The 25,808-nt window shown below is 68.0% G+C and carries 23 protein-coding genes and 1 other RNA gene; 13 read left to right on the top strand and 11 right to left on the bottom strand.

Going from position 1 to position 25,808, the window contains the following annotated elements; translation table 11 throughout:
* Nucleotides 1-19: 19 nt before the first annotated feature.
* Entirely contained in the window at nt 20-1,627 is a 1,608-nt protein-coding gene (locus OV287_RS39875; RefSeq protein ID WP_267539269.1) for a M16 family metallopeptidase, read from the bottom strand.
* A complete protein-coding gene (locus OV287_RS39870) occupies nt 1,627-2,985 on the bottom strand; it encodes a M16 family metallopeptidase (protein WP_267539268.1) in 1,359 nt (452 codons plus the stop codon). The genes OV287_RS39875 and OV287_RS39870 overlap by 1 nt, the downstream gene beginning before the upstream one ends.
* 202 nt (nt 2,986-3,187) lie before the next feature.
* Here OV287_RS39870 and ssrA point away from each other — a divergent pair.
* Nucleotides 3,188-3,551, top strand: a transfer-messenger RNA (tmRNA) gene (gene ssrA, locus OV287_RS39865).
* 304 nt (nt 3,552-3,855) lie between these two features.
* Here ssrA and OV287_RS39860 read toward each other — a convergent pair.
* From OV287_RS39860 to OV287_RS39850, 3 genes are read right to left on the bottom strand one after another with little or no spacing between them, the layout of a single operon-like run.
* Complete coding sequence (locus OV287_RS39860) at nt 3,856-4,044, bottom strand: hypothetical protein (RefSeq protein WP_267539267.1); 189 nt, start codon at nt 4,042-4,044, stop codon at nt 3,856-3,858.
* Between the two features lie 21 nt (nt 4,045-4,065).
* Complete coding sequence (locus OV287_RS39855) at nt 4,066-4,551, bottom strand: hypothetical protein (protein ID WP_267539266.1); 486 nt, start codon at nt 4,549-4,551, stop codon at nt 4,066-4,068.
* A 2-nt stretch (nt 4,552-4,553) separates the two neighbouring features.
* On the bottom strand, nt 4,554-4,943 hold the full coding sequence (locus tag OV287_RS39850) for a hypothetical protein (protein WP_267539265.1): 390 nt from the start codon (nt 4,941-4,943) through the stop codon (nt 4,554-4,556).
* 256 nt (nt 4,944-5,199) lie between these two features.
* Here OV287_RS39850 and OV287_RS39845 point away from each other — a divergent pair, with 256 nt between their 5' ends.
* Nucleotides 5,200-6,246 carry a serine/threonine-protein kinase gene (locus tag OV287_RS39845; protein ID WP_267539264.1) on the top strand — a complete coding sequence of 349 codons (1,047 nt, stop codon included), beginning with the start codon at nt 5,200-5,202 and terminating at the stop codon, nt 6,244-6,246.
* A 2-nt stretch (nt 6,247-6,248) separates the two neighbouring features.
* Nucleotides 6,249-6,641 carry a helix-turn-helix transcriptional regulator gene (locus OV287_RS39840; RefSeq protein ID WP_267539263.1) on the top strand — a complete coding sequence of 131 codons (393 nt, stop codon included), beginning with the start codon at nt 6,249-6,251 and terminating at the stop codon, nt 6,639-6,641.
* On the opposite strand, the gene OV287_RS39835 is transcribed toward OV287_RS39840, so the two are convergent.
* Complete coding sequence (locus tag OV287_RS39835) at nt 6,638-7,015, bottom strand: helix-turn-helix domain-containing protein (protein ID WP_267539262.1); 378 nt, start codon at nt 7,013-7,015, stop codon at nt 6,638-6,640. The two genes, OV287_RS39840 and OV287_RS39835, sit on opposite strands and share 4 nt — an antisense overlap.
* Before the next feature lie 697 nt (nt 7,016-7,712).
* On the opposite strand from OV287_RS39835, the gene OV287_RS39830 reads away from it, so the two are divergent.
* The 3 genes from OV287_RS39830 to OV287_RS39820 all read left to right on the top strand — a co-directional run bounded on the left by OV287_RS39830 (nt 7,713) and on the right by OV287_RS39820 (nt 12,612).
* Complete coding sequence (locus OV287_RS39830; protein WP_267539261.1) at nt 7,713-9,008, top strand: lanthionine synthetase C family protein; 1,296 nt, start codon at nt 7,713-7,715, stop codon at nt 9,006-9,008.
* Nucleotides 9,009-9,036: 28 nt separating this feature from the next.
* Nucleotides 9,037-9,210: a class I lanthipeptide gene (locus OV287_RS39825; protein WP_267539260.1), complete on the top strand. Its 174-nt coding sequence runs from the start codon at nt 9,037-9,039 to the stop codon at nt 9,208-9,210.
* An 84-nt stretch (nt 9,211-9,294) separates the two neighbouring features.
* Nucleotides 9,295-12,612, top strand: coding sequence for a lantibiotic dehydratase (locus OV287_RS39820; RefSeq protein WP_267539259.1), 3,318 nt, complete (start codon nt 9,295-9,297; stop codon nt 12,610-12,612).
* Here OV287_RS39820 and OV287_RS39815 read toward each other — a convergent pair.
* On the bottom strand, nt 12,584-13,042 hold the full coding sequence (locus tag OV287_RS39815) for a LysR substrate-binding domain-containing protein (protein ID WP_267539258.1): 459 nt from the start codon (nt 13,040-13,042) through the stop codon (nt 12,584-12,586). The two genes, OV287_RS39820 and OV287_RS39815, sit on opposite strands and share 29 nt — an antisense overlap.
* 230 nt (nt 13,043-13,272) lie before the next feature.
* Here OV287_RS39815 and tnpA point away from each other — a divergent pair, with 230 nt between their 5' ends.
* Genes tnpA through tnpC form a run of 3 tightly spaced genes read left to right on the top strand, consistent with a single transcriptional unit; the run spans nt 13,273 to nt 15,716 of the window.
* Nucleotides 13,273-13,662 carry an IS66 family insertion sequence element accessory protein TnpA gene (gene tnpA / locus OV287_RS39810; RefSeq protein WP_267533913.1) on the top strand — a complete coding sequence of 130 codons (390 nt, stop codon included), beginning with the start codon at nt 13,273-13,275 and terminating at the stop codon, nt 13,660-13,662.
* A 26-nt stretch (nt 13,663-13,688) separates the two neighbouring features.
* Complete coding sequence (gene tnpB, locus OV287_RS39805) at nt 13,689-14,000, top strand: IS66 family insertion sequence element accessory protein TnpB (RefSeq protein ID WP_267533914.1); 312 nt, start codon at nt 13,689-13,691, stop codon at nt 13,998-14,000.
* Between the two features lie 48 nt (nt 14,001-14,048).
* Complete coding sequence (gene tnpC / locus OV287_RS39800; RefSeq protein ID WP_267533915.1) at nt 14,049-15,716, top strand: IS66 family transposase; 1,668 nt, start codon at nt 14,049-14,051, stop codon at nt 15,714-15,716.
* Between the two features lie 20 nt (nt 15,717-15,736).
* Here tnpC and OV287_RS39795 read toward each other — a convergent pair whose 3' ends face one another.
* Nucleotides 15,737-16,033, bottom strand: a complete 297-nt coding sequence (locus OV287_RS39795; RefSeq protein ID WP_267539257.1) for a hypothetical protein — start codon at nt 16,031-16,033, stop codon at nt 15,737-15,739.
* Nucleotides 16,023-17,351, bottom strand: a complete 1,329-nt coding sequence (locus tag OV287_RS39790; RefSeq protein ID WP_373371864.1) for a hypothetical protein — start codon at nt 17,349-17,351, stop codon at nt 16,023-16,025. Before OV287_RS39790 ends, OV287_RS39795 begins: the two co-directional genes overlap by 11 nt.
* Nucleotides 17,352-17,662: 311 nt before the next feature.
* Here OV287_RS39790 and sitA5 point away from each other — a divergent pair, with 311 nt between their 5' ends.
* The 4 genes from sitA5 to OV287_RS39775 are packed head-to-tail and all read left to right on the top strand — an operon-like array spanning nt 17,663 to nt 22,746.
* A complete protein-coding gene (sitA5, locus tag OV287_RS39785) occupies nt 17,663-19,348 on the top strand; it encodes a SitA5 family polymorphic toxin (RefSeq protein WP_267539256.1) in 1,686 nt (561 codons plus the stop codon).
* An 11-nt stretch (nt 19,349-19,359) separates the two neighbouring features.
* Nucleotides 19,360-19,986, top strand: a complete 627-nt coding sequence (locus tag OV287_RS39780; RefSeq protein ID WP_267539255.1) for a pentapeptide repeat-containing protein — start codon at nt 19,360-19,362, stop codon at nt 19,984-19,986.
* A 46-nt stretch (nt 19,987-20,032) separates the two neighbouring features.
* The gene (locus tag OV287_RS56835; protein ID WP_506344828.1) at nt 20,033-20,626 is read left to right on the top strand and encodes a DUF5372 family protein; all 594 of its coding nucleotides are present in this window, start codon (nt 20,033-20,035) and stop codon (nt 20,624-20,626) included.
* Nucleotides 20,623-22,746 carry a recombinase family protein gene (locus tag OV287_RS39775; protein ID WP_267539254.1) on the top strand — a complete coding sequence of 708 codons (2,124 nt, stop codon included), beginning with the start codon at nt 20,623-20,625 and terminating at the stop codon, nt 22,744-22,746. The genes OV287_RS56835 and OV287_RS39775 overlap by 4 nt, the downstream gene beginning before the upstream one ends.
* Here the strand turns inward: OV287_RS39775 and OV287_RS39770 are convergent.
* Complete coding sequence (locus OV287_RS39770) at nt 22,737-23,690, bottom strand: beta-ketoacyl [acyl carrier protein] synthase domain-containing protein (RefSeq protein ID WP_267539253.1); 954 nt, start codon at nt 23,688-23,690, stop codon at nt 22,737-22,739. The genes OV287_RS39775 and OV287_RS39770 overlap by 10 nt on opposite strands.
* Nucleotides 23,691-24,165: 475 nt before the next feature.
* The gene (locus tag OV287_RS39765; protein ID WP_267539252.1) at nt 24,166-25,737 is read right to left on the bottom strand and encodes a hypothetical protein; all 1,572 of its coding nucleotides are present in this window, start codon (nt 25,735-25,737) and stop codon (nt 24,166-24,168) included.
* Nucleotides 25,738-25,808: the final 71 nt, after the last annotated feature.

Raw genomic sequence — 25,808 nt, 5'->3', positions numbered from 1 at the left:
TGCTTGCTACAGCCGTGCGCTACTTCTCCATGAAGGATTGCGCGGGCACGATCTGGATGGCGTCGGCCCGGATGGGCAGCGGCCAGGTGATGATGGCCTTGTCCTCCTCCAAGAGCGCGGGAGCCTTGGGCGAGGCGTAGGTGATGGGCGAGGCCGGCTGCTCCTCGAGCAGCTTCGCGAGCTCCTGGGCCTCCTGGGTGACGAAGGCGAAGTTGAGGGCCTCGGGACGCAGCTGCCGGCGGACGGCGGCGTGCACGGACTCGGGGGTCATCTTCTCGAGCGCGGCGCGGTACTGCTCCAGGAGGCCGGGCGTGCCGTAGAAGAGCGAGTCGATGGCGTAGCCGAGCCGGCGCTGATCCGTCTGCTCCCACAGGCGGGTGTAGCCCAGGAGGAAGCCGCGGCTGAGCTCGAACTTGTCCTGCGGAATCCCCTGCTTCACCAGCCGGTCGAGGAAGTAGAGCATGCCGCGGGTGGCGAACACGCCATTGGCGGGCACCACGGGGCGGATCCACAGGGTGATGTCCTGCTGGGTGCGCGCGATGTTGGTGCGGTTGTAGGTGGTGCCGGGCTGCTCGATGAAGTGCTCGGCGTAGGCGTAGTCGCCGTAGTTGAGACCGCGCTTCTCGCGCAGCTCGTTGAAGAGGACGCCGGAGGACTGGCGGTGCTCGCCGAGGTACGAGAGGGCGAGGGCCACGGGGAAGAAGTCCGGATCTCCACGGCGCAGGGACGTGACGTAGCCCATGGAGACGGCGGTGGAGAGGGTGGGCTTCTGCACCACGAGGACGTGGCCTCCGGTGGAGGGCACGGGAGGCAGCTCCACGCGCGGAGCGCCGGTGGCCGGGAGTGCGGACAGGCGGGAGACGACGGTCTTCTGGAGCGCCTCGTCCACGGGGCCCGCGAGGCCGATGACGAGCCGGTCCTGGGTGAAGACGCGTGCGGCATGGGCCTTCACGTCCTCCAGGGTGAGGGCCTCGAGCGCCTTCTCGGTGCCGCCCACGAAGTGAGCGTAGGGGTGGCCCTGGAAGAGGAGCGAATCGAGCGCCACCTTGCCGAGCAGCTCGTCATTCTCGCTGCGCAGCCCGTTGCGGACGTCGCTGAGGGCACGTGCGCGCAGCCGCTCGAACTCCTGGGGCGAGAAGCGCGGCTTGAGCAGCACGTCGGTGAAGATGTCGAGGAAGCGCGGCAGGTGGTCCTTGTGGACTCGGCCGGCGAAGACGGTGAACTCCTTGTCGGTGGAGGAGCTCAGCTCGGCGGCCATGGGGAAGAGCACGTCGAGCAGCTGGGCCGAGCTGAGGCTCTGCGTGCCGCCCTCGGAGAGGAGATCCGCGGTGAGGGAGGTGATGCCCTCCTTGCCCTTGGGGTCATCCACCGAGCCCGAGTGGAAGACGAGCCGGAAGCTGACGATGGGGCTGGCCGGGTTGGCCTGGACGACGAGCTGCAGGGGCTCGGGACGCTTCAGGGGCGCGGCGGATACGGGCGCGGGCGCTGGGGGCTCGGCGGGAGCCTGCGCTTGCTCGGCCTGGGGTGGGGGCGCCTCGGGAGCGGGCGCGGTCTGAGAGGTGGTGGCACAGCCGCCGAGGCACAGCACGGCGCAGAGGGCGAGGGAGCGGGACATGAGGGGACGCATCAGTTCTGGCCTCCGGCCTTCTTGGGGGTGAGGGTGAGCTGGGTGCGGTTGGCGGCGGTGAGGTACTTCTTGGCGAAGGTGACCAGATTGGCCGGCGTCACCTCGGAGACCTTCTGGTAGTGGCGGCCGAGCGCGTCCGGCGTGCCGAAGATGCCGGCGTACCAGGAGAGCTGGGTGGCCACGGACTTGGCGGTCTCCATGTTCATGAGCAGCCCGTAGCGGGTGTTGCTCTTGATGGCCTCGACGCGGCCGGCGTCCACCTTGCCGGTGGCGAGCTCCCTCACGGCGGCATTGAAGGCGTTGCGGACGGCGTCGCGGTTTCCCTCCTCCTGGAGGACGGCGACGAGGCTGAAGAGGTGCGGGTCGCGGTGGATGGAGAAGTCGCTGCCAATGTGCTGGGCGAGCTGCTTGTCCAGCACGAGCTCTTTGTAGAGCGGGCTGGTGGGGCCGACGAGGTAGTCGGCGAGCACGGTCTGGATGGCGGCGTCGGAGGTGTCGAGCCGGGCGGCCGGGGTGCGCCAGGCGAACATCTGGCGAGGCTGGGTGCTCTGGGGCCAGTCGATGTGGACGGAGCGCTCCTTCGTCTGGGGCGGCTCGGCGGGCACGTTGACGGTGGCGCTCTTGCGGTCCCACGGGCCGTAGTGCTTGCGCACCGCCTGCATGAGCGTGTCGTCGTTGAAGTCACCGACGACGATGAGGATGAGGTTGTCCGGGGTGTACCAGCGCTCGAAGAAGGTGCGGCTGTACTGGTAGGCCTGGGGCATGGCCTTGACGTCGTCGTAGTAGCCGAGCGTCGTATGCCCGTAGGTGTGCTTGGTGAAGGCGGTGCGGCCGAGCTCCTCCTCGATCTTCAGGTAGGGCTGGGCGGCGTTCTTGTGGTACTCGCCGAGCACGGCGAGCGCCTCGGTCTGGAAGGAGGGCTCCGAGTACTCGAGGTTGCGGAAGCGGTCGGCCTCGATCTCCACCAGCTTCTCCATGCCGGCGGCGGGCCCGTACGAGTGGTAGACGGTGATGTCGTCGGAGGTGAAGGCGTTGTCGTCGTAGCCGTAGGTGCTGATGACCTTCTCGCGCTCGCCCTCGGGGAAGTTCTTCGTGCCCTTGAACATCATGTGCTCGAAGAAGTGGGCGAAGCCCGTCTTGCCCGGCTCCACTTCATTGCGCGAGCCCACGCGCACCACGGTCTGGTAGGCGATGAGACCCGGCGAGTTGAAGGGCACGCGGACGACCGTGAGCCCGTTGGGCAGGCGATCGACCTTCATGGGGTAGGGGAAGAAGGGGGAGGCGGCCTGCTCGGCGGCCGCGGCGGGGAGTGCTGCTCCCAACAGGAGGAGCAGGAGGGGGATGAACCGTCGTTGCATGCGTGTCCTCAGGTCGCTGAAGCACCCACGAGGTGGGGGCCAGGGAACGGCGCAGCCTACTTGCTATTCCCACGAGCGGGCGGGCGGAGGTGGGCGGCCGTTGGAGGACGACAGCGCGAGGTGTCAGAAGGATTGACCGGGCGCCGTCAGCGGTTAAGGTGGATGGAGCAACGAGGAAGTGAGCGCAGTTGAAGTGCCCGAAGGGGGCGACCTGGTTTCGACGGGGGCATGGAAGTTCGAGACGCGTGCCGAGCTTGTCAGTTGCTCGTAAAACCACCGACACAGACACAAAAGCCAACGACAACGTTGAGCTCGCGCTGGCTGCCTAACTAGCAGTTTCCTAGTGCGCGGTCCTCCCGCTCTCGGCCCGTGGGGTGGGGCAGGACCGTCATAATGCGGGCTGGCCGTCGAGGGTGCCTGGACTCTCGGCGGTGAGATCATCCAGGACCGGCTCACAGAATCCCGTCCGTGGGAGTCTGGGGGACGTAACAAATCGCGGACTACGCACGTAGGGTCAAAGGACGGAAGGCTTTCGGACGCGGGTTCGATTCCCGCCGCCTCCACTGGATGTAGCAAGGCCCCGGCCGCCATCAGGCGAGCCGGGGTTTTCTTTTTCTGCGGAAGCCGCCAGTGGCAGCCGGGCGAGCTGGCCGCGCTCGTGGCGCTGGACCTTGAGCTTCGCCACCTCGGCGCAGAGGGCCTCCCACGGGAACGTGGTGTAGAGGTCGATGGTGTTGCCACTCTTGCGCGGGGTGTGCGTGCAGAGTTCGAGGATGTCCTTCCGCGCGCCATCCGTGCGGGCGAGGGAGATCATCGTCCGGCGCAGGTCATGGCCTCGTCGGTGCCGCAGGCCGAGTGCCTCCATGTCCTTCACCAGCCGCTTGTAGGATCGTAGTGCTTCCAGCGAAGACCGGCGGCCGCCCCGTGCCGGAGCGCCGCGATGCCTTGGAGGGCGTAGAGCACCTGCCGGTCGGGCGGGACTCGTGAATCGGAGATGAGCATCTCCAACTCGTCACGGGTGAAGATCGCAGTGGCTCGCCAGGTCGGGGCCTTGTCCACGTAACCGGGGCAAGCCCACTTTCATCGAGAGGTGGGCCTGCCCACCGTGGCCACCATCTTCGCGTGGGCAATGGCGCTCAGGCTCTCCTTCCGGAGGAAGTGCTCCTTGCGGATGCGCAGGACCCTCCGCTCCGCGTCCTCCAGCATGTCCCATGCTTCTCGGGCCCGGCGGGGGAAGAGGTGGAGCGATTGCACGTAGAGGCAGGCGATGTGGACGCGCAGCGCGAGGTTGGAGAAGCCGAGCCGTTGGACACGGCGAAGCCACTGGCCGAACTCCTCCCACGGCATGTCGAACGAGTACGCCTGAGAGACGAGATCCTCCGCGATGCTGCGCCGGGTCTGCTGACGTTCAACCTCGGTCTTCGCCTCGCGCAACCACCGTTTCTCCAGCTCCAGCAATGCGCGCTTGATCTCCTCGTATGGGGCGTCGGCCTTCAGCAGCTTCACGAGGAGCTGGTCCTTTTCCTGCCCGCGAGCCAGCCCGCGCTCTTTTCGTGTGCGTCGCATGGTTACGCTCCCGGACAGGGCTTGTCGTTGGCCTCCTTGGGCCATGACCCGTAGCGCATGCAGGCTTCGAAGCACGCCTTGCACTGCGTCTCGCCCCAGACCCGGCCCTCGATGCTTCCACCGCCAGCATCAATGCACCTGTCGTAAGCCGGTGTGCAGATGTCCTTGCGCCACTTCTCCTTCTCCTGGCGGGTCGGGAGCTTGGGAACCGCGGCATTGAATCGCTCAGCCGACTGCGGCGGGGGTGTCACACCACACCTCTCATACTGGCCGGGGTTCATCTTCAGGCAGCAGGTGGCGGTGCTGTCCGTCTGGTTGCACTCGACGTCCGCGAGCGCCGCGTCCGCCCCCGCACACCCCGAGGTCAACACTACCGTGAGGATGGCCGCCATGAACGGGGTGAATGAGCTGCCCGATCTCTAGGTCCCAAGAAGCGCATGAGCCCCTCTCACGGTTGGTTTCCATGCGATATCTTGGCCAAGCCTCCAAAACCTTCAATCCAGATAAGACGCCAATTCTTCGCGGTGTGGGGTTATCAACACCAACGACAGCTCCCCCATCCGCCCCACGGGTCCTGACGGTCTTCTCTTCAAGGGACCCGAGAAACGCTACATCTTCATCGCCCCCTTACTGGACGCGCATGACCCCATGGCCATCGCCCGGCGCACTTCCTTGCAGGGGGAGAGCGTTCCGTGCCTTGTCATCATCAAGCGCGTGGAGATGCCGCCCGAGGACGAGCGCCGCCAGCGGGCCGTGGTGGAGGAAGTGCAGCTCGCAACACGGCTGCACCACCCCGGCATCGCCCAGGTGTACGAGCTGGCGGAGCACCAGGGCGAGCCCTACGTGGTGATGGAGCACTCCCCGGGCCTCTTCCTGGCGACGGCCATGGAGACGGCGCTGCTGCTGGGCAGGACGCTCGCACTGGCCCATGCCGTCTACATCGCCGCCGAGGTGGCCGACGCGCTCCACTACGCCTGGAACAGCCAGGACGAGGAGGGCCGACCGCTGCACGTTGTACACCGGGCGGTGAGCCCCATGAGCATCCGGCTGGAGTCCAGCGGCCGGGTGAAGCTCACCGACTTCGGCGTGGCGTACTCGCGGATGGTCGGACGGCTGGACACGCCCTCCAAGGTGCTGCGCGCGGAGCTGGACTATGCCGCTCCCGAGGTGATGCGCCACCAGGAGCCCGATGGGCGGGCGGACCTCTACTCGCTGGGCATGGTGCTGCTGGAGATGCTGTCGGGCCAGTACCCGCTGGACTCACCGGACGTGAGGCTGCCGTTCGGCGAGTCCCCGGAAGCAATCCGGTACAACGCCCGCGTGCGCGCCGAGCGTCCCACTTGGACGAGCGTGGGGGAGCTGGCCGACCGCATCCTGAGCTTCGGCCCGGAGGACGTGGAGCGCGTGGCCCGGAAGGTGCCCGAGCCGCTCAAGCGGATTCTCCACAAGGCCCTGCGCGGCAACCCGGACGAGCGCTACCAGAGTGGCGGTGAGATGAGGGACGAGCTGTGCGCATGGCTGAGTGGCCAGGGCAAGCGGTTCGGACGCTCCAGGGCAGCGGCGGAGCTGCGAGCCCTCGACCGCGACAAGCCAGCTCCCCAGGAGACAGGCGCCTTCCCCATCGAGAAGGGCGTCCTGCTCACTCCCGAGGAGGAAGCCACGGCCGAGGAGGAAGAGATGGAGCGGAGCGAGTGACCATGAAGAACAGCACGCACCTGACGAAGAAGAAGCTGACCGTCCACCTGGGAGAAATGCTGAAAGAGGCCCGGCTCAAGGCCGAGCTGACCCAGGCGGACGTGGCCGAGCGCGTGGGAGTGGTCACCGAGGTGTACGGGCGGATGGAGCGGGGCCACCTGACGCCCAGCGTCCTCACCCTGCGCAAGCTCTGCATGGTGTTGCGGGTGGATGCCAGCGCCGCCCTGGGACTTCAAGCGGGCGAGGCGGCGGCTTGGTTGAAGGAGTCCGAGCCCACCCCGGAGGAATCGCCGCAGATGCGCCGCCTGCTGCGCACCCTGCGCCAGTTGGACGACAAGCAGCTCAGCGCTGTCGGTTACATGGCGCGCAGCCTCGTGCAGCCCGAGGCCCGTTAGCTCTCGCCTGAGAGGTTGGTGTCGGCCGTCTCCAGCAGCTTGCGCAAGAGCGCCAACCTCTCCGGCGGCCATCCCTGCAAGATGTGGATGATGCGGCTCAGCTCCGGGTGCTCACCGGCCTCGGGTGGAGGGGTCGGCACCGTTGCCTCGTGGGCCTGAGTACCCAGGGACAGGAGCGCATCCGAGGAGATGGCCAGGGTCTCGCAGATGCGCCGCAGCGTGGGCACGCTGGGCACCATCGCGCCCCGCTCGACCCGGCCGTAGACGCCGGGCTTCAGGCGCACCTTCTTGGCCACCTCCGCCTGCGTGAGGCCCATCCGCAGGCGAGCAGCCCGGGCCGCGTCCCCCAGCGCGTGTCGCAGCTTCTCGTCCATGGTGTCCGTCTATCGGAAAGAGTAGGGGAGCGCGATATCCAGCCTGGTGGAGCAGTGATTCGCAGAGAAACCTGGGTCGCTCCCGTGCCGGGGCCAGGCTCGTGGGCGGCGAGGGCAGTTGCACGTGTCCCGATATCGAGCGTACCCCACCAGAAGCCGTCAGGTACGCCAGCACCCGCCGCCTGCCCCCACACCTGTGGCAAGTGAAGACGTCCACCGCGAATGTCCTGCGCAGCAGCCCCGCCCAGTCTACTGGCGGCGTCCTCTCCTTCCTCCGCTCCTGCCTCGCTCCTGCCTCGCTCCTGCCTCAGGCGCCACGCTCGCCTCCTCTGCTCCTACCTGGGGGCGCGTCACGCTCCTCTCCTCCGCTCCTGCTTGGGGGAACGCAGAGGGGACGCGGTCATGTGTTCTCCAACCAGCTACGGCACCTTCACATGGCCACGCTCTCCACACCAGCCTCCTGTTCAGAGCTTGGAACGCCGGAGGGTCGTTGTGGCGGAGTCGGTGCTCCTGGCGTCAAGCAGATCAGCAACTGGTTGAAGAGTCATATGAAGGGGCTCGTCCTGTGAGCGCCGTCAGCAGCGAGGGCTCGCTTCGCGGGCGCCGCCTCCGGGAGACATCCCATCACACCGCGACGACGGGCACTCCATCCCCCATTCGAGGTCTTCCCTTCCCGCATGCGCCGAGGAGTGCTCACATGGTCTGGCAACCGATTGCCGAAGGTGCGCTCCAAGAGCAGTTGTCTCGCACTGCCTTCGAGATTGCGGCCGCCCTGGCGGCTCGGGTGAATCCGGACAGCGATCCCACCTTGTGCAACGGTGCCGCGGGACAAGCGGTGCTTCATGCCTACTCGGCGAGAAGTCGGGAAGGGCTCGCGGATCGAACGCAAGCCGTGCGCCTGCTCGACCAGGCTGCCGAGGCGGTCGCCACGACCCCCATGCAGGCCGCACTGCACGGCGGGTTCGTCGGCGTCGCATGGGCGCTCACCCATGTGGAGGACGTGCTGGGCGGCGCTGGGGACGGCGATCCGCTCTCGGAGGTTGACGAGGTCCTGCTGCAGGCCCTGGCTCCATCGTCCTGGCCGGGCACGTACGACCTCATGGGCGGGCTCGTCGGCATTGGGATTTACGCGGTGGAGCGGCTTCCGCGCCCCTCGGGGGAGGCGATGCTGGCGCGGATCGTTCACCTGCTCGCCGAGCGCGCAGAGCGCACCGGCCAGGGCCTCACCTGGTTCACCGCACCCGAGTTGCTCAGCACGTATGCCCTCTCCGAGGCGCCCCGGGGATGGCACAACCTGGGCCTCGCTCACGGAGTTCCGGGCGTGATCGGGTTGCTCGGGTGCGCGGTGGCGGCAGGGGTCGAGGCGAAGACCGCTAGCGAGCTGCTGGACGGAGCCGTGACGTGGCTGTTGCGCCAGCGGCTGCCGGCGGGTTCTCCCTCGCTCTTCCCCCGCTGTTTGGGACCGGGGGTGGAGCCGGCTCCGGCGCGAGCCGCGTGGTGTTACGGCGATCCTGGAGTGGCGGCGGCACTGCTGGTGGCCGCCCGGTGCGTGGGGGAACCGGCCTGGGAGCGGGAGGCCCTGACGATTGCCCGGCACGCCGCGGCTCGCCCTCCCGGAGAGTCGGGCATCGCGGACGCGAGTTTCTGTCACGGGGCCGCGGGGTTGGCCCATCTCTTCAACCGGATGTATCAGTCGACCGGCGACCCCCTGCTTGCCCGAGCGTCCAGGCTATGGCTGGAGCAGACGCTCGCAATGCGCAGGCCCGGCTGCGGGGTCGGGGGCTATCTGGCCCGGGTGATGTCGGAAGCCGGCCAACCCGCCTGGGAGGCCGACCCCGGCATCTTGAACGGAGCGGCGGGGGTGGCCCTGGTGCTCCTGGCCGCCTGCACCTCCGTGGCACCCGAATGGGACCGGATGTTCCTCGTCTCGGCGAAGTCCCGTCCGCCACTGCGAGGGCGGCGCCGGCCGGGTTGTCTGTCAATGAATGGCTGATGTGTCTAGGGAAGGAGGTGAAATCATCATGGATGAGAAGAAGACCAAGAAGCTGGAGCTCCACAAGGAGACGGTCCGGCTCCTGGCCGACCGCCAGCTGGCGGCCGTCGCCGGGGGGTATCGATACCAAACGCAGAACATCACGTGCGACACGGGCAGTTCGACCTGTGCCAAGCAGTGTTGCTTTGAAGTCGCAGGCTAACGCTGACAGAGGAACAGCCGGAACCCGAACGCTGACAGGTTCGGGCCCCGGCTGCTCTTCACCTGACGAGGAGGGCGAGGCACCATGTCGAAGGCCACATCCGCGCCGCATCCCGAATGGAGGCAACCTTTCAGGCCCTCCGGTTTCTTCGCCCTCCGGACGCCACTGCTTCCCCTTGATGAATGGAGCTCCTGGAGCGCGGAGGCTCGGGCGCCGCTGGCAGTGGCGGGGGCAGCGGATGATCTTGAAGCCATCGTCGCAGCCGACCGGGTGCGCCTCCGCGCTCGCCTCTGGGAACTGCTGGATCGGCCCGAGGTTCGTGAGGCGCTCTTCCTGGCCACGCCCGACCTGTTCAGCCAGATGGACTCGTGGCTTCAGGCGCCCGACAGCAAGCGAGGACAGAAGGTGGAGCAGGCCCTGGTGCGCTACTTCACTCGGATGGCTGCGCGGCCTACCCCGTTCGGCCTCTTCGCGGGCTGCTCCGTCGGTCGGGTCGCCCAGGAGAGCACCCTGGCGCTCCATCCGCGAGAGGCCAACCGCCGCCACACCCGCCTCGACATGGATTACCTCTTCGCCCTCGCCGAGGCGCTCACCCAGGACCGGGCTCTGCGCGGCCACCTCACCTTCTGGCCCAACTCCACCCTTTACCGTGCCGCCGGGCGCCTGCGATATGCGGAGGCAAGGCTGAGCGGCCGGACCCGTACCTACCGCCTGGTGGCCGTCAAGGCCACGGAGTATCTGGAGGAGGTGCTCCGCCAGGCCTCCGCCGGCGCCCGCCTCGCGGAGTTGGTGGAGACGCTGGTCCGCCGGGATCCGGAGGTGACGCCGGAGGAGGCGGAGGCGTTCGTCCACGAGCTGGTGGACAGCCAGCTCCTCGTCTCCGAGCTGCTGCCGGGGGTAACCGGCCCCGAGGCGATTCACCACCTGATCGGCACCCTCTCTGCTCGACCGGAGACGCTCGCGATGGCCCATCGCCTGGAAGAGGTCCGCGCCTTGCTCGCCCGGACCGATGAGGCAGGGCCCGGTGCCGACCCGCGGCGCTACCTCGAGATCTCCGCCTCCCTGGCCGAGCTACCGGCCAAGGTGGAGCTGCCGCGGCTGTTCCAGGTGGACATGGTCAAGCCTGCGGCCGACCTGCGGCTGGGTCCCGAGGTGGTCCGAGAGCTCGCCAAGGGCGTACAGCTCCTCCACCGGCTGGCCCGCCCTCGCGGCGAGGACGAGCTGGCCCGCTTCCGGGCGGCCTTTCTCGCTCGCTATGAGGACCGAGAGGTTCCCCTGGCGGAGGCGCTCGACGAGGAGAGCGGCATCGGATTCGGCTCGGCCAGCGAGCTGGACAGGGATCCGTCGCCCTTGCTGGACGGACTGCCTTTCCCGGCGGTCGCGGAGAGTTCCGCCCCATGGGACACGCGCCAGGATGTCCTGCTCCGCAAGCTGTCCGAGGCGCTCCGCAGTGGAGCGACAAGGATAGAGCTGACGGAGCAGGATCTGGCGCAGATGGCATCCTCCATCGAGCCGCCACCGCTGCCGGATGCCCTCGCCGTCATGGCCTCCCTGGCGGCGCAGTCCCCCGAGGCCGTCGCCAGGGGGCAATTCCAGGTGTTGATTCACGCCGTGACAGGCCCCTCGGGCGCCCGGCTCTTGGGACGGTTCTGCCACGCCGACCCCGAGCTGCACCGCCAGGTGGCCAGCCATCTGGCGGAGGAGGAGGCGCTGCGGCCTGGCGCCCTCTTCGCCGAGATCGTCCATCTCCCCGAGGGGCGGGTGGGGAACGTCACGGCGCGCCCGGTGCTGCGCCGCTACGAGCTCCCCTATCTGGGTAGGCCCGCGGTGGAGGCTGCTGAGCAGATTCCCCTGACCGACCTCCTGATCTCGGTGGTGGGCGAGCGAGTCGTTCTGCGGTCGGCTCGGCTGGGGCAAGAGGTGCTTCCCCGGCTGTCTACCGCCCACGCTTACGGGCACCGGAACCTGGGGCCTTACCGCTTGCTGTGCAGCCTTCAGGGCCAGGAGACGGCGAATGGGCTCGCCTTTGGATGGGGACCGCTTGGCAACGCTCCCTTTCTCCCCCGGGTGGTCCATGGGCGGCTGGTGCTCTCCCGGGCGCGGTGGCACGTGACAGGAGAAGAGCTACGGGCACTCGGCGCTTCGAGCGGGGGTGCGCGGCTCACGGCCGTCCGGGCCTGGCGGGAGCGGCGCGGCTTGCCACGCCTCGTGGTCCTGTCTGACTTCGACAACGAACTTCCTGTCGACCTGGAGAACATCCTCAGCGTGGATGCCTTTGTCGATCTGGTGAAGAAGCGCCCCCAGGCAACGCTGCTGGAGCTGTTCCCTGGCCCGGAGGAGCAGCTCGCCCGTGGGCCCGAAGGTCAGTACGTCCATGAGCTGGTGATGCCATTCGTGCGAAGCGGCGCCAGTGTCGCTCGAGCACCTGGGCTCCGTCCCCCGCGAGCTTCGTCCCGTCCCAGTTCCTCCCCGGGCTCCGACTGGCTCTACGCCAAGCTGTACTGTGGCAACGCCACTGCGGACGAGGTGCTGCGGGCAGTGGTCCGCCCAGTCACCGCCCTGGCGTTGGAGGCGGGCATCGCCGACAGCTGGTTCTTCATTCGCTACGCCGACCCTGCCTGGCACCTTCGGCTGCGCCTCCACGGTGATGCTGCCCGGTTGCTGGGCGAGGTCATTCCCGCCCTCCGGGAGAAGGTGGCTCCTCTGCTGGCCGGCGGCCTGCTCCGGACATGGCAGCTGGACACGTACGAGTCCGAGCTCGACCGCTACGGCGGGCCCACCGGGCTTCCCCTGGCCGAAGCGATCTTCTTCGCCGACAGCGAGGCAGCGCTGGCGATCGTGGAGACATTGTCGGGCGACGAGGGGGCAGATGCCCGTTGGCGCCTGGCCCTGCTGGGCGCCCACCGCCTGTTGGTCGACCTGGGGCTCGACGCCGCCGCGCGGTCCCGGGTGAGCGCGGGGTGCCGCGATCGATTCGCCGCCGAATTCAGGGTGGACGGCCGGTTCAGGGGGGCGGTGGGAGACCGGTTCCGCCGCGAGCGTCCTACCCTCGAGGAGCTCCTGGATCCCGAGCTGTCCTCGGGCCACTGGCTGGCATCGGGTGCCGCCATCCTCCGTCGCCGGTCCGAGCAGATGGGGCCGGTTTGCCGGGCGCTTCGCGAGGCGGAACAGGCGGGCCGGCTCGACCAGCCCATCGAGGCGCTAGCGCCCAGCCTCCTGCACATGCACCTCAACCGGCTTCTGCGCTCTGCGCAAAGGGCGCACGAGGTCGTGCTCTACGATCTGCTGGCCCGCCACTACGAGTCGCAGGCGCATCGATTATCCAGCAGATTTGGTGACAACGCCTCCGCGCACCGCCCGGTAGGTACCGAAGCTAGGGTTTGTAGCGAAGCGCTCCAATGAGTGCAGCCAGGGCGGGAGGCGTCTGCCGCCGACTGGGGTGATAGAGATAGTAGCCGGGGAAGGTCGGAGACCACTTCTCCAGAATCCGCGTGAGCCGCCCGGCCTCGATATCAGCCGCCACCTCATCCTCGTAGATGTACGCGAGGCCGTGGCCCGCCAGGGCTGCCTCCCGGATCAGGTCGGTGTTGTTGAACACGAGGGGACCCTCGACGCGAACCTCGAAGGGCCGCCCCTTCGCCTCGAAGTCCCAGGCGTAGAGCCCGCCTGACCTGACGTGCCGGTAGTTGATGCAGCGATGGCCTGAGAGCTCGCGGGGCGGCGTATAGGCAGGATAGAGGCCGTGTTGAGGGGGAGGGCTGGTGCAGAGGGGCCGAGGAGGGCCGCTGACGGGTAGCGGCCGAGCTGTGAGCCGGGCCGGTGGAGAGGCCACGCAGCCTCCTTGGGCATGCCTGCCCAGGCCGCCCTCCCATGAGGGGCGCGGCAGGGGCATCAGGTCTCTTGGCTGTGGCGGCGTAAGCCTCAACACCAAGCGCCCTGGGGTGGCGCTCGCGCCGGGGTCAGGCTCGCACCTGCCGTGGGCAGTCCCAGGTGCTCCAAAGTAAGCCTCCGATCCAGCCCAGGTAGTGGAGGTGCTGGAGGGGTCGCAGAGTGCGCGGCGCGATGACGACGAACACAGCGACGACAAAGACGGAGCCGGCGTGGTTGGAAGCAGCGCGGCAGCCGAGGTGGACCCCGGAGGTAGCAGCAGAGGTGGTGCGAGCGTGGGAGGCGGAAGGAGGTACGCAGTCGGCCTTCATGCGCAAGTACGGGTTACCGCGCGAGAGGCTGCGCTTCTGGACGCGCAGGCGAGAGGGAAAGGAGGGAGCGCGGACGGCCATGGCCTTCGTGCCCGTGGAGGTGGCGCCCGCCGAGCGGAGTGAGGTGGGGCGGGAGCAGGGGGAGGCGGTGCAGGTGGAGGTGGGCGGGGTGAGAGTGAGAGTGGATGCGAGAGCCAGCCAGGAGTTGGTGGCGCGGGTGCTGCGGGCGGTGAAGGAGGTGCAGGGGTGCTGAGGCTACCGGAGGGGGTGAGAATCTGGGTGGCGACGCAGCCGTGCGACATGCGCAAGCAGGCCGACGGGCTGAGCGCGCTGGTGCAGGGCAGTCTTGGGCAGCAGCCGAAGTCGGGCCACCTCTTCGTCTTCTTCTCGAGGAGAAGGGATTTCGTGCGCATTCTCTTCTGGGACGCCAACGGCTACTGCACCGTGAGCAAGAGACTGGAGGCGGGGCGCTTTCGGGTGCCGGCGCCCGTAGAGGGCCAGGCCGCGGTGCACCTGGAAGCGCGGCAGCTCGCGGAGTTGCTGTCGCTGGTGGAGGCCAGCAGCGCGGTACGGCGAGGCGAGGTGCATTGAGTCCGCGCTTGCGCGCCCGGCCCCACTTCGTGCATAGGCACGGTGCGCATGACTTTTCCCGTCACCATTGAAGAAGAGAGGGGCCAGCAGGAAGAAGCCCAGCCGACCGCCTTCGAGGCGGACGACATGGAGGCGGTGCGCGCCTACATGCTGCAACTGCTGATGGAGGGCCGCGGCGAGCAGGCCGTTGAGATGTTGTTGGGCCTGTTGGGTCGGCTGCGCGAGGAGCACAGCTCCACGACGGTGCGACTCCAGCAGGCGCTGCGGCAGCTGTACGGGCGGCGCAGTGAGAAGACTCCCGCCAGTCAGCTCCAACTCCTGCTGTCATTGTTCACCCAGCAGCAGTCCGCCGAGCCAGAGGCCGTGCCCGCCACCGTCGACGGTGCACAGGCAGCCGCCCCAGCGGCCCCGCCGGCCGACGCGCCGAAGAAGACGCCCAGACGCGCGCCCCTCCGCGGCGCCCAGGCCCTGCCCGCGCACCTGGAGAGGCGCGAGGTGCTGGTGCAACCCGCGGCCGAGGAGTGCGTCTGCCCGGGTTGCGGTGAGCAGAGGCAGCCCATGGGCGAGGAGGTAAGCCAGCGACTGGAATTGGAGCCGGCGCGCTTCTACGTGCGGGTGGAGAAGCGCCCGAAGCTCGGGTGCCAGCGCTGCAAGGAGGGGGTGGCCGCCGCGCCCGCCGGTGAGGCGCCATTGCCGGGAGCGCTGCCCGGCCCGGGGTTGCTGGCGCAGCTACTGGTGGGCAAGTACCGCGACGGGCTGCCCCTGCACCGCCAGCAGGCCATTTTCGACAAACGCCACGGGGTGAGGCTGCCCGCCTCCACTCTGGGCGACTGGGTGGCGGGGGCCAGTGACTTGCTGGCGCCCGTGGTGGCGCTGCTCAAGCAGCGCACGCTGGCGGACGCCTTGCTGCACACCGACGACACCGGGGTGCGCGTGCTGGACAGGGACGACGCCCGCGGCATCAAGCGCGGACACCTCTGGCCGTACGTGGGAGTGGGCGGCAACGTCTTCGTGGAGTACACCCCCGATTGGAGTGGCACGGGCCCCCAAGGGGTGCTGGCCGACTTCCGGGGCTACCTGGTGGTGGACGGCTACAAGGGCTACCAGTCCCTCTTCGGCCCCACCTCTCCACGCATTGAGGTGGGCTGTTGGATGCACGCCCGGCGTGGCTTCGAGCGCGCATACGTGGCCGGAGACGCTCGCGGCGGCACGGTGCTCACGCTCGTGCAGAAGCTGTACGCCGTGGAGCGGCAGGCCCAGGACGCGGGGCTCTCCGCCGAGGCACGCCTTTGCCTGCGCCTCGAGCACAGCCGCCCCGTCTACGAGGAACTCTTCGGCTTGCTGGAGGAGTGGGCCCCGCACGTGCCCGCCAAGACGCCGCTGGGCAAGGCCATTGCTTACGCGCGCAACCGCTACCTCCCCCTGGGCCGCTTCCTCGAGGACGGACGCCTTCCGGTGGACAACGGCGAGGTGGAGCGCCTCATCAAGCTCATTGTCCTCGGACGCAAGAACTGGCTCTTCCTGGGCAGCGATGCCGCTGGCCACCGGGCCGCCAGTGTCTACTCCCTCGTGCTCAGCTGCTACCGGCTGGGCATGGACCCGTGGGCCTACTTCCGCGACGTGCTGCCCAAGCTCGGCGACACCCGCTTCCCCGCCTCCCGCCTCGCGGAGCTCCTCCCCGAGTCGTGGGCTCAGCAGCAGGCTCAGCAGCGATAGGCTTGTCGACGCGCCATCCATCACGCGGCCACCGTGCCATGCTCCTCGGTGGCCGACACCATGGGCTGGACCGGAGGCTTACGGTGCAGCCGCTCCGGTGCCTCGGGCTCAGGCTGAGAGGGAGGAGGGGAGGTGCGGGCGAGTGGAGACTCCTCGCCAGGCCCTCCGGCCACCGCGGGCCTCGTGGCCTCATGCGGCGTGTAGTGCAGGCTCATCCCCCGGCCGGGCGGTGGCCCCAGCGACGCACAGGCGTTGGACAGCAGGGCCAGGGCGAGCAACAGCCCCGTTCCTCTGGCCCCTGGCGAGTCAGCGCGCATTGTCCACCCCCAGGCCCACAGAAGCGAAGGCGCCCGGGCGCAGCGCGCCCACGCCTTCGGGAAATAGCAGCGTGCCGCCCGTACCCAGCGCGTACAGGCGCCCTCCGGGGAAGCGCCAGCGCACCTCCGCAGCGCCCAGGTAGCGTGCCCCGGGCTGCCCAAGGCCCACCGCCAGGCCCTTCACGGCCACCTCGAGGCTGCGGCCGAAGAGTTGCACCGCCACACGCCCGTCCACGTCGAAGCGGCCCCAGGTGAAGGCCTCGGCGGCGAGCGAAAGCTGCAAGTGCTTCTGCAGCCCGCCATAGCGCACGGAGTCCCACCCCACCACCGTTTCACCGTAGAGGGAGAAGCCGTCAGGGAAGGGCGCCTCGGAGAGCGGCACGCCCTCGGGGCCCGCGGCCCGGAAGCGCGCCAGCTCGTAGTCCGGGCCGAAGTACCCCTGGCGGAAGCCACCGCGCTGCGCGCGCACCTCCAGCCGCAGCGTCATGTCGAGGGTGGGCGTCACCGCATCCGCGCCCGCCCCCACCACCGCGCCCCACGCGCCGCCCTGGCCCGGCCGTCCGCCCCAGCCGGCCAGCAGGTGCGCTTCAAAACCGGGGCGCACCACCACCACCGCCGTCCCGTCCAGATGCGCCAGCGTCACTGGGGGCGCACGCCCTCCGGCCATGCCCCAGTCATGCACGGCGGAGAGCGCCAGCGTGTAGCGCCCGCGCTGCCTGGGCCTGCTGAAGAGGAGGTGTTGCACGTCCAGCGCGACTTCCGCACCCATCAGCCGCGCGCCCAGCACGTCCGAGGCGAAGGCCTCCGTGTAGAGAGGCCCCAGCGTGCCGGTGAGGAAGGCGCCCGCAGGGTGGTAGTCGGGGTTGGTGCGGTTGGAGTAGCGGCGGACGAGGTGCGCCGACAGGAGGCTGTAGCTCTCCAACCCGCCCACCCACAGCGCCACGGGCGCGTTGTCCGAGCCCAGCTTGAGGCCGCGCACGAGCTGCCCCCAGTCCGAGAGGCTGTCCCAATCCTCCCGACGCACGAGGGCGGCGCCCTCACCGCCACGCCACAGGCGCAGCCGCACGGGGGCTCCCAGGTTGACGCCGAGCTCCTCGCCCCCGTCGAGAATGAGGGTGGGCTCCACCAGGGCGAAGCCCTCCGCCGCGCCCATGCCTTCACGCGGCAGCAGCGCCAGCCCGGAGGCCTCCATTCGCGAGAGGTATCGCCACTTCCCAGCCGGGGAGGCCGACAGCAGTGGCTCTGAGGTCCCAGCCGGTGGGGTGTCGGGCCCTACTGCCTGGGAGAGCAGCAGCATTACCAGCAGCGTGGCCGTCATCAGCGCCTCCGGTGGGGACTCCCATTCTAGCGGACGCCCCCGACAAATCCGGACAGCCGAGAAAAGACGGGTGAAAGTGACTCGATTACCCAGCTTGGTGAGTCCAACCACTCAAGCCACCTGGGCGACTCAATGGAGCTGCGGAGCCCTCGCCAACGTGCCGCGTCCCCGTGGCCTCCGAGGCGGGGCCCACAGAGTACCTGCTGCATCCTGAGGAGGGCTCCCGACCCAGCAGCTTGACTGGCGTACCCGCATTTCCATGTAATTCCGGAGCGACGGCTCGCACGCCGCGTCGCCTCTGGAGGTGCGCCGTGTCAACCCGTCTTGTCGGCCCGCGCCCACTTGGCGCGCGGCTGCGCCCCCTTCTGGGCGGCTGGTTTCTCCTCTTCCTCTTCCTCCAGTCCGCGTGCGCTACAGGCACCCCACCCGGCAGCCTCCTCGTTGGCTACCGCTACGAGTCCCTCACGCCACCGCCGGCTCCCAAGCAGCGCGTGGCCAGCGCGGTGGAGCCCGGGCTCGAGTCCGCCACCGTGTACGTGGTGGACTTCATGGAGCCCGGCAACGTCGCCACTCGGCCGGTGCCCATCCCCAGGGCCGAGTTCCAGCAGGCCTTCCAGCGGCTCGCTCGCGATGTGCGGCTGAAGCGGAAGTCTCCACGTGAGGCCGCCCACGAGTTGCTGAGTCTCGTGGCGACGAAGCCGGACGACCCATGGGTGACCATGACGGGTTATTGGGAGGTGGAGCAGCACCACCGCGCGGCCCCCACCTGGACGCCCCTGCGTCAGGACGGCCCGGTTGAGCTCATTCCAGAGGCCGAAGCAGCCCTCAAGCAGAAGTACCTCAAGTGGTGTGAGAGACAGGGCGGCGGCGACTGCCTCGGCCTGCTGGACGACGGGCCCTATTTGCGCGCCGATGATCGGCGGGCATTTGCTCTGGCCCTGGCCTTTGGCACGGTCCTTGAGGAGACGCGCGATGCACTGAAGGCCGAGTTGCTGGACGTGCAGATGATTGTGTCCATGGTCGTCTGGACGGTGGCCCTCTACTGCATGATGTGGGTGGTGCCCGAGCCGACGACCAAGGCCATTGCCGCCGGCATGACCCTCCTCCTGGTGGGCTACCTGGGTCTCAACACGGTGTACGGCCTCATGGACGGGTGGGCCCGCATGGCCGACACGGCGCACCACGCCACCACCTTCGAGGAATTGCGCACGGCGGGCGAGGAATTCGGCAAGGTGCTGGGCGAGGACGCAGCGCGAGCCATGATTCTCGCCGTATCCACACTCGCTGGACACACGCTGGGGCAGGTGGTGGCCCGGGTGAAGTCGCTTCCGCGCTTCAACCTCGCGGGCGCGCAGTTCGAGGCGCAGGGTGGCGCCGCTGTCATGGGGCGCCTGGAGGCCACGGAGGCGGCGCTCGCGTCGGAGGGGGCCTTGGCCAAGGCGGTGGCGGCGGCGGAGACGGTGGCCACCTCCCCGCAGGGCCCCATGGCCGTGGTGATGCTCAAGAAAGGGACGGGCAGTGGAGCGGGAACAGCCCCTGGAGGCCGCCCCGCCGAAACCGTCATTCGTCACCGAGGCGGCAACCGGCAGGTGGAACTCAGCGACGGCCAGCGCTGGCACCTGCCACGCGGCAAGTCGGCTGCGGACATTCCCGCCGAGGACAAAGTGGGCGACATGCTCCAGGAGGCCGTCACCCGGGCAGCCGAGAAGTGGGGGCCCCACAGACTCACGCCGAACGAAAAAGACGCCGTAGAGCAGGCCATGAAGAAGGGCGAGTACTGGCTGGCGCGGCTATTGGAACGCGAGGCCCGGGGGCGCTTCGTGGAGGACGAAGTCAGCAAGCAGTTCAAGCATCTCTTCAACTTCAGCCGAAACAAGGGAGTCGATGTGGAAGTCCCGGGGGGCTACAAGTACGAGATTCTCTCCGGCACGGACTCGAACCTGGCGCGCCATGGCCGGCGCATGGCTGGCGAGTTCTTCCGGATGCTCACTTTCTGAAGGGTTGGCGGATGCTCTACAACAAGGTCTTCTACGAGGATCGGGAAATCGAAAACGAGCGGCTGGAACTGACGGACAAGGGGTCGCTCTATTTCCTTGGCTCCAATGTCACCTTCAGGAATTGCAGCCTGGTCCTCAAGGTCTCCGGCAGAAACCTACTCTTCGACGAAGGCACTCGATTCATCGACTGCACCTTCGAGGTGAAGCAAGAGTTGAAGAACCACCAACAGTGGGTGTTCGCCTCATTGAAGGGGTGTCGGTTCAAGGGGCGCCTGTCGGGCTGCGACTTCGGGCACTGGCCTGACTACTCAGAGAGGGCGGGGCACGGCTCCATCGAAAACTGCGACTTCTCCGAGGCCCGGCTGGCAGGGTGTCGGTTTCACGGCTGCGACATCAACACCCTGCGCTTCCCCAAGTGGCCCTGCTTCACCTTCCTGGACCCCATTGGTCGAGCCCCCGAATTACGCGGCGTCAAATGGCCGGGAAGCTTTGGCGATGTCGTCGTGGACAACCTGCATACCCACCCGCCGTCCACTAAGGCCTTGACCTATTACGCTCCCTCCGCTGCCAAGCGCTTCGAGACCACCCCTGAGGAGCTCCGAGCCGTCATCGAGAAGTTCGACTGCATCGTCTACTGACGGAGGCTCCCTGTATCAGGGTAGTTGAAATCCCCCTGCTTCCCAGGTGAAGAAATCCGATGGCCGATGGCATCCATGCGCTGGAAGGGTTCGACTACCAGGCAACGGTCATCCTCGAGTTGATGCTCCAGCACTTCCAGGAGCATCCACATCCCATTCGCAGACTACGACACATGCAGGGCCGGTTTCGGGCTGCGTAACCATCACCCTGCCGACTCATCCGCTCCAAGGCGTGCAGCTGCCGGTCATCCGCACCGCCCGTAGCCAGGACGGCAGGCGGTACATCGACGTGGAGCACCCACCTGGCTGGTGCATGAGACTTCCCGTCGAGTGGACGGACCGCTCCTCACCTCTGGTCCCACCCAGCATCGGCGGTCGTGAGGTTCGCCTCGGCATTTCCGACCTGCTCAAGCTCGCTGATGCTGTAGAGGTGGCACTTCGCCAAGAGCATGCCCTGCCGCCTGCCTATGACTCAGCGGCTGCGCATAGCTTTATCCATGTTGCCCCCTCCAGCCCTTCAACCCGCACTGCCTTGGCCAACACTGCCCGCCGCAATCCGACAAGACCTCCTCAGAGCGTGGACGACCCTCCTGCACAAAATGCTTCGCGCCGAGGCCGCAAGCGCGGAGGAAAGCGATGAACGAGAAGATTCGAGCAACCCATCTGGAGCGGCGCGCGATTGTCTACCTGCGACAGTCCACACTCAAGCAGGTCCACGAACACCATGAATCCACCGCTCGCCAGTATGCCCTGCAACAGCGGGCCTCGGAGCTGGGTTGGCCGACCGAGCGGATAGATACCTTGGACGAGGACATGGGCCAGAGTGGTGCAAGCGCGAGCTGGCGTGCAGGATTCCAACGGCTGGCCGAGGACGTCGCACGCGGACGAGTGGGCGCCATCTTCTCCCTGGAAGTTTCGCGCCTGGCCCGCTCCTCAGCGGACTGGCACCGCCTGCTCGAACTGTGTGCCCTGGCCGATGTCCTCATCGCAGACGAGGACTCGGTCTACAGCCCTCGGGATTACAATGACCGGTTGTTGCTCGGCCTCAAAGGGACCATGAGCGAGGCCGAGCAGTACTGGATGCGCCTTCGCCTGCAGGGGGGCAGGCTCTCCAAGGCCAAGCGGGGCGAACTCTTTCTCCCGCCACCGGTCGGCTACGAGTGGGATGAATCGACTCAGCGCTTGCGCCTCGACCCCGACGAGCAGGTCCAGCGCATGGTGCGCCTGGTCTTCGAGCGCTTCCGCATGGAGGGCAGTGCCTTCGCGGTCATGCGCTACTTCGAGAGAAATGGGCTGAAGATGCCCGTCCGAGATCAACGCATGCACCAGGTGCGCTGGGGCCCTACACGTCACGGCACCATCCTCCAGATGCTTCACAATCCTGCATACGCGGGTGCCTACGTCTTTGGACGCCGCGAGGAGCAGCTGGCGTTGGTGGATGGTCAGTTGAAGCGACGGCGCATCACCAGGATGCCGCAGGAAGAATGGAAGGTATGCCTGCGCGACCACCACCCAGCATACATTCCCTGGGAGGATTACCTAGCCAACCAGAAGAAGCTTCATGAAAACCGCTCCAACTCCAAGTTGCCAGACCAACGTGGTGCTGCCCGCGAAGGGCACGCTCTGCTGCAGGGCCTCGTGCTGTGTGGGCGGTGTGGCCACCGCATGCAGACGCGCTACCATGGCCGACGACGCCATGCGTACTACGAGTGCCGTAGTCCCACGCCAGAAGGTGGCGACAAGAGCATGTGCTGGATGGTCGCAGCAGCAGCGATTGATGAGGCCGTTGCCAGGCTCTTTCTTGAGGTAACCCAGCCCCCAGAAATCGAACTCGGGCTTGCCGTTGCCCGAGAGGTGGAACGCCAGGTGGGTGAGGTCCATCACCAATGGAAGTTGCGCTTGGAGCGTGTCCGCTATGAGGCTCAACTGGCGGAGCGGCGCTATAAGGCCATTGACCCAGACAACCGTGTCGTGGCCCGGACCCTTGAGCGCGAGTGGAACGACCGTCTTCGCGAACTCGAAGAGACTGAGCATGAGTATCAGGCGGTTCTCCAGCGCGAGAAGCTCGAACTGACGGACAAGGACCGGGCGAAAATAATTGCTCTCGCCAAAGACCTGCCTCGCGTCTGGCATGCGAAGAGCACGACCAATGCAGAGCGCAAAAATCTCCTACGCATCCTCGTGCGAGAGGTAACGCTGAACCCGATCGAAGTGCCCGAGCGGATGACGCGTATTCAGGTGGTCTGGCAGACGGGGGCGGTCAGTGACTTCAGCGTTCCACGCCGTACTCGATTCGATGCAAGGAAGACCTCCGCCGAGGCTATCGAGTGCATTCGCATGCTATTCGAAGAAAAGAAGAGCGATGACGAGATCGCGGCCGAACTCAATCGACGCGGCTTGCGCTCCGGGGTCGAGCGTCCGTGGGATGCGAAGGCAGTGAGTTGGGTCCGCTGGCGCCACGGCCTCCATCGCGTGCCCGTGCCACCGCAGGCAGGGAGGCAGCCCACTCGCCGAGTTGATGGCCTCTACTCCGTGCGCGGGGTGGCTGAGTACTTCAACGTCACCAGGTGGATAGTTTACTACTGGATAAAAGAGGGCTGGCTCAAGGGCGTCGAGGGCGGTGGGATGGGGCGCTGCTGGTGGTTCAAACTGGATGGCCAGGCAATCAAGCGCCTGACTGATGCCAGGGCCCGAGGGTATGGGCCAGGCGGGCGCAGCCATTCCAAAACCCATCTCCAGGAAGAGGGGCATTATGCATAGCGCACCCAGCCCCTGCCTGTCGTTCGCGTGAAGGTGCGTGTTGGCATGCAGGGAGAAGCCCTCCAGGAAGGCGCACCGGGGCTGCTTACTGGGAGGAGGCCGGACGTCCACCTCCGTCCAGCGCAGCCGCTGCTGTAGCGAGTGCGCCTGGTACGCCTGCCGCGCGTCCTCGGGCCCTTGGGCGAGGAGGGCCCCTCTTTTGTCCAGAAGGCGCAGCACCCGGTGACGCACCACCCGCAGCAGTCGCTCCACCTCACCTTGCGTGGGCGGGGGCAACGCCTCGAAGCGCACGCCGCCCTCCCGCGGCACGAAGACGCCGTCCGGCACCAACGAGCGAGAACGGTGAACACGGTGGGGGTGAGGTTGAGCGTGATGCCTCCGGCGAGCGCGAGCTCACACTCACCGCGATTCAGGCTCTCGCAGGCGAGATGGAGGGCGACCAGGGACGACGAGCACGCGGTATCGACGGCCAGCGCGGGGCCGGACAGGTCCATCGAGTGTGCGACGCGTGCGGGGATGAGGTTGCGCAGGTTTCCCACCGCCGCGGAGGGATGGACGGACACGCCCGACCACAGGAGCCGGAGGATCCCCTCCTGGTAGTCGGACTGGCCGACGCCCACGAAGACGCCGACGCGCCGGTTGCGCCGACGGGGGCCCGCGAACCCGGCGCGTTCGAGCGCCTCATGGGCCGTCTCGAGGAGCAACCGCTGCTGAGGGTCGGTGACCTCGGCCTCGCCGCCGGACATTCCGAAGAACGCCGCGTCGAACCCGCGAACATCCTCGAGGAAGGCGCCCACCCTCGCATCCGGGTGGTCGGGCCAGCGGTCCACGGGGGGCGGGCGCAGCGAGACGCGCTCGGCGATCAGGTTGTCCCAGAATGCCTCGCGGGAGTCGGCGTCGGGCATCCGGCAGGCGGCGGCGACGATCGCGATGGGACCGGTCATGGGCGCGGGAATGTACCCGCGAGGTCAATCCCGGCCAGTTCGCAGGTACTGCGTCACGCGGACCTTCGCCCGGCGCGCGGCCACTCCGGGGGCCTTGCCCCGCCCCAGTTCCACCGCGAAGGCCGAGGCCAGCCGGCACCCGGAGCCGCTCGCCTTCCAGCACCAGCTCCCGCCCCGGCAGGCGTGGCGTATAGGCGGGAGGGGGCCCTGTTGAGGGTGGGGGACGGAGCGGAGGGGGCGAGGAAGGCCGCGGAGGGGGGCCGCCAGGGCTGTGCGCCGGGCCGGTGGAGAGGCGCTGCAGCCCTCTTGGGGCACACGCCGCCCAAGCGGCCCACCTGGCAGGAGGGCGGCAAGGAGCGTGGGCTTGTGGGGCAGCGTGACGGCTTGGGGCTCACCACCACGCGCGCTGGGCGAACCCCCACCCTCCGCCCCCCGGCTGAGGCGAAACCAGCCGGGGGCCGTGGCCCGCGAGCCACTACGGCTTGAGCTGGAGGAAGAGGATGTCGCTACTCCCTTCCGCCGTGAAGGTGCGCCCGTCCAGCAGGACGGAGTCGCTGAAGCTTCCACCGACCACCACCGAGCCTCCGGGCTGCGAGGCCAGGCGGAGCCGGGGGATGTCGAAGAAGGGCAGGACCTCCTCATCGAAGAAGTTGGCGTCGAAGTGACGCGACCAGAGGTGGGCTCCCGTCGACGAGTAGCGCGCCACGAAGGGACTGTCGAGGTTGCGGGAGCCCAGGGAGCCGCCGCCCAGGTCCACCTCCCCGTCATGGCCGGTGAACGTGAGCGTCCCGTCGCTTCCCGTGACGAGCTGCTGGAGGGTGATGTCCTTCAGCTGGCGAATCCAACCATCCGCTCCCGTGGCGCCCAGCGTGCCGACGAAGCCATCGGTGGCGTCAACGAATTCATCGAGGCTCACGGTGAACGTGCTGCCACCGAAGGTGAAGACCCCTCCGAGGTTGACGGCGAAGGCCACGGTGTCCGCCCCCAGGCTCTGGACGCTCACCACGTTGCCGAGGCCGCTGCGGGAGCCGCTGAACAACCGCGACCACAGGAGCGCACCGGAGGCCGCCTCGTACTTCGCGATGAAGGGCACGAGCTCGCCGACCGGGCCATTCCCAAGGTTGGTATTGGTGTTCGCCCTCCCGCCGACGAGGACGTGGCCCGCGCTGTCGGTGGCCACGGTGGAGACCCTCACCGGCGCGTCCCGCAGACCGGCTTCGAAGGCCCTCGACCAGACGTGCTGGCCGTCCGTGGAGAACTTCGCGACGAAGCCACCCTCCTGGGCCTCCGCCGCGTCGACGCTGTCGCTGCCGGCGAAGATGGCCCCCCCACCGAAATCCACCCGGCCCTGGAGGCGGCCGCCAACGACGAGGCTGCCCTGGGCGTCGGTGGCCACCGCGTTCGGGATGAGGGGAAAGAACTCGAACTCGCCGTTCCTGTCGAACGTGGCCACGAAGCCACGCGCCCACTCGGTCTGTCCGCTCGAAGAGAATTTCGCGATGAAGAGGGCGCGTGAGACGGGACCGGTGGTCAGCGGGCCCGAGCCCAGGTCAGGCGAGCCCGAGTAGTCGCCCACCGCGAGGATGTGACCCTCGGGCGTCACGGTGATGGCCCTGACCCTCACGTCGCCGGTGGTCACCTGGCGGGTCCACAGCGGACTGCCGTCGGCGGTGAGGCGAGCGAGGGCGAAGCCGGTGTCGGCCGAGAAGGGAGTGTCGCCGAAGCGGCCCGCTGCCACGATGCCACCCCCGGAATCTGTCGCCAGGGCCTGCAGCACCTCGGGACCCATACCGCCCGATTGCCGCACCCACCCGGTGAGGCCACCTCCCGTGCCCCGGTAGGTGCAGAAGGGCGCCGTCTCCAGGGTGAGGGCCAGATGCGGGTGCAGCGCCACCTCGACCGAATCCCTCGAGACGAAGTCGACCCCGTCGCTCGATTCGGGCAACAGGCCGAAGCTGAGAAGGGCGGAGGGCGGGTCACCCGCCAGTACCCCCGTCACGTCGTATTCCACCCAGGTATTGGCGCTGATGGGGCCGAGGTTCCCCATCGCACTGCCCTGGAGGGCCGGCCGGGTGTTCTAGGTGAGCTCATCGGCGGGCTGCCCAGCGTCAATTACTT

The organism is Archangium lansingense, from assembly GCF_026626635.1.
Taxonomy (GTDB): domain Bacteria; phylum Myxococcota; class Myxococcia; order Myxococcales; family Myxococcaceae; genus Archangium; species Archangium lansingense.
Note: the sequence above shows the minus strand (reverse complement) of the source record. Positions and strands in the feature narration are given on the sequence as shown.

Coding starts and splice junctions, on each gene's coding strand:
- OV287_RS39875 (WP_267539269.1), bottom strand. CDS start 1,627: ATGCGTCCCCTCATGTCCCGCTCCCTCGCCCTCTGCGCCGTGCTGTGC.
- OV287_RS39870 (WP_267539268.1), bottom strand. CDS start 2,985: ATGCAACGACGGTTCATCCCCCTCCTGCTCCTCCTGTTGGGAGCAGCA.
- OV287_RS39855 (WP_267539266.1), bottom strand. CDS start 4,551: ATGCGACGCACACGAAAAGAGCGCGGGCTGGCTCGCGGGCAGGAAAAG.
- OV287_RS39850 (WP_267539265.1), bottom strand. CDS start 4,943: ATGGCGGCCATCCTCACGGTAGTGTTGACCTCGGGGTGTGCGGGGGCG.
- OV287_RS39845 (WP_267539264.1), top strand. CDS start 5,200: ATGGCCATCGCCCGGCGCACTTCCTTGCAGGGGGAGAGCGTTCCGTGC.
- OV287_RS39840 (WP_267539263.1), top strand. CDS start 6,249: ATGAAGAACAGCACGCACCTGACGAAGAAGAAGCTGACCGTCCACCTG.
- OV287_RS39835 (WP_267539262.1), bottom strand. CDS start 7,015: ATGGACGAGAAGCTGCGACACGCGCTGGGGGACGCGGCCCGGGCTGCT.
- OV287_RS39830 (WP_267539261.1), top strand. CDS start 7,713: ATGGTCTGGCAACCGATTGCCGAAGGTGCGCTCCAAGAGCAGTTGTCT.
- OV287_RS39825 (WP_267539260.1), top strand. CDS start 9,037: ATGGATGAGAAGAAGACCAAGAAGCTGGAGCTCCACAAGGAGACGGTC.
- OV287_RS39820 (WP_267539259.1), top strand. CDS start 9,295: ATGTCGAAGGCCACATCCGCGCCGCATCCCGAATGGAGGCAACCTTTC.
- tnpA (WP_267533913.1), top strand. CDS start 13,273: ATGACGACGAACACAGCGACGACAAAGACGGAGCCGGCGTGGTTGGAA.
- tnpC (WP_267533915.1), top strand. CDS start 14,049: ATGACTTTTCCCGTCACCATTGAAGAAGAGAGGGGCCAGCAGGAAGAA.
- OV287_RS39795 (WP_267539257.1), bottom strand. CDS start 16,033: ATGCGCGCTGACTCGCCAGGGGCCAGAGGAACGGGGCTGTTGCTCGCC.
- OV287_RS39790 (WP_373371864.1), bottom strand. CDS start 17,351: ATGACGGCCACGCTGCTGGTAATGCTGCTGCTCTCCCAGGCAGTAGGG.
- OV287_RS39780 (WP_267539255.1), top strand. CDS start 19,360: ATGCTCTACAACAAGGTCTTCTACGAGGATCGGGAAATCGAAAACGAG.
- OV287_RS39775 (WP_267539254.1), top strand. CDS start 20,623: ATGAACGAGAAGATTCGAGCAACCCATCTGGAGCGGCGCGCGATTGTC.
- OV287_RS39770 (WP_267539253.1), bottom strand. CDS start 23,690: ATGACCGGTCCCATCGCGATCGTCGCCGCCGCCTGCCGGATGCCCGAC.
- OV287_RS39765 (WP_267539252.1), bottom strand. CDS start 25,737: ATGGGGAACCTCGGCCCCATCAGCGCCAATACCTGGGTGGAATACGAC.